This window comes from Yersinia sp. 2542 StPb PI (assembly GCF_048593855.1).
Classification (GTDB): Bacteria; Pseudomonadota; Gammaproteobacteria; order Enterobacterales; family Enterobacteriaceae; genus Yersinia; species Yersinia enterocolitica_E.
This window is the reverse complement of the sequence record NZ_JAZGQA010000357.1, coordinates 1-1,959: the sequence shown is the minus strand read 5'-3', so window position 1 is coordinate 1,959 and position 1,959 is coordinate 1. Positions and strand designations below refer to the sequence as shown.

Below are 1,959 nucleotides of genomic sequence, written 5' to 3'. Positions count from 1 at the left end.
CTGTATTATCTATCTTTGCATATCATTACCTTATCTTTATATTATTACCAGAAAAAAACCTAATCAGTTACATTATAAAATTCTAATGGGCGTGATTGCCGGTTTTACTGCAACCTATCTTGCTGATTTTCATAACCAAACTAGCACGACACTTTATGGGTTAATTATTAGCCCTATTGTTCTGACAGCATTAATTTTTGGCCCAATCCCCTTATTGATAAGCTATGCTATCCATACAGTATTTGTATTTGGATTGTCGCCATTTTATGATATTTTCATTATGTCTTTCATGTTTTTATCTATAGCGCTAAAAATTTGGGATAATAAAAGATATTCTACTTTTTTCCTTTCGGTTTTCATTCCACAATGTATAAATATTGCTTTGAATTTTGAACGACTAATCTCTTTAGGATACCTTCCCCGTTCAATATTTAAATCCGCGATGAGCATTATTTTACTCTCGATACTCTATTTTATTTTTAGCCGCTTTCAAAAAACGTTTAGTAAATTCTCTATTTTGCAATTCCAATCCTCGACGGATCAACTGACTAAATTACCTAATAGATTCAGTATTAATCACCATTTGGATAATTTTAGAGAAACGCATAAGGACTGCTTTATTGCTTTGATTGATATAGATTTTTTTAAAAGGGTTAATGATAATCATGGACATTCTGCCGGTGATAAAATTTTATATGATATCGCCCAGGAACTAACGTCAGTGATTAGAGGAAATGATTTTCTGGCGCGGTATGGCGGTGAAGAATTTTTGCTGTTAATACATACCGCAGATAACAGAATTGCCAGTGAGATCTTGGTGCGGATAACTACACATATCCGCGATACGCTGTTTATTACACCGGACAACCACTCTCTCAACATTACGATATCTATCGGTGCCGCTTTATATGTTAAAGACACCTCATTTGATGATGCGATTAAGTCAGCCGACAAAGCGCTCTACCGAGCGAAGAATGGTGGTCGAGATCAAGTTGTTTTTCATTAGGTTTTGTATGATTAGGCCATTGTGTAAGTCAGGATCTTTAACTTAGCATAGGCTTTTCCCCTAAGGCCTTTGTAGCTTAACAGCGGGTCCACATACATTGTAGAGGTTGGCGGTGACCAGAGAACATGTTGTTATTGTCATTGATATGCAAAATGGGGTTTTTGCTAATCCACGTTTTGATCGTGAAGGTCGCGTCGTTCGTATTAATCAGTTGATCGACCATGCTGACCAAGTCATTTTCATACAGCATGCAGAAGATGAAATGACACAAGGGAGTGAATTGTGGCAACTGCTACCGGAATTACATTACCCGCAGAATGCTATTTCTGTTACCAAAACAGCGTGTGATTCGTTTTATCTTACCTCGCTCGACACTATTATTGCCCAGCTAGGGGCTACTCATCTGACTATTTGTGGTTGTGCCACGGATTACTGTGTTGATACCACCATCAAAATTGCCGCCAGTAAAGGGTATGCTCTGACCATCGCTTCTGATGCCCATACCACTGCGGACCGGAAATATGTCACGGCTCAGCAGCTTATCGCGCAACATAATGAGGTTTGGTCTGAGCTGTCCATTCCGGGGAACCGTATCACAGTAAAAACGACGCAGCAGATCCTCGCTGACTGGCTGGATTAAATTCCTCTGGGCATACTCGCTTAGCACTCTTTTATTAGGTGATGTGTGCCGATAGTCTGATGCGATACCGTAGATAAAAATGATGAGTAGGAATAAGTAAACACCCTCCAGATTACGTCTACGGTACTGATGATTTGGTAAGGTTCGCTGATATTATTCTTTTCTCTTATCACCCACCCCTGTTTTTTATCTTTAAAATAGAGAAATATCAAGAATTAATCTTGTGTTCATAGAACACGAATAGCGTATTTTATATAAGATTAATGGGACTATACATTGTAATTAAAGTAATGTAATTCCTAATGCCTCGTAG

At 38.3% G+C, this 1,959-nt stretch carries 2 protein-coding genes; both read left to right on the top strand.

Annotation, left to right across the window (positions count from 1 at the left end):
- Nucleotides 1-1,006 (top strand): GGDEF domain-containing protein (locus V1952_RS21560; RefSeq protein WP_420075522.1); only part of this gene is annotated, 1,006 nt, incomplete at its 5' end.
- A gap of 112 nt (nt 1,007-1,118) precedes the next feature.
- Nucleotides 1,119-1,646 (top strand): isochorismatase family protein, encoded by a 528-nt coding sequence (locus V1952_RS21555; RefSeq protein ID WP_372560549.1) that lies wholly within the window; start codon nt 1,119-1,121, stop codon nt 1,644-1,646.
- The last annotated feature ends 313 nt before the right edge of the window (nt 1,647-1,959 follow it).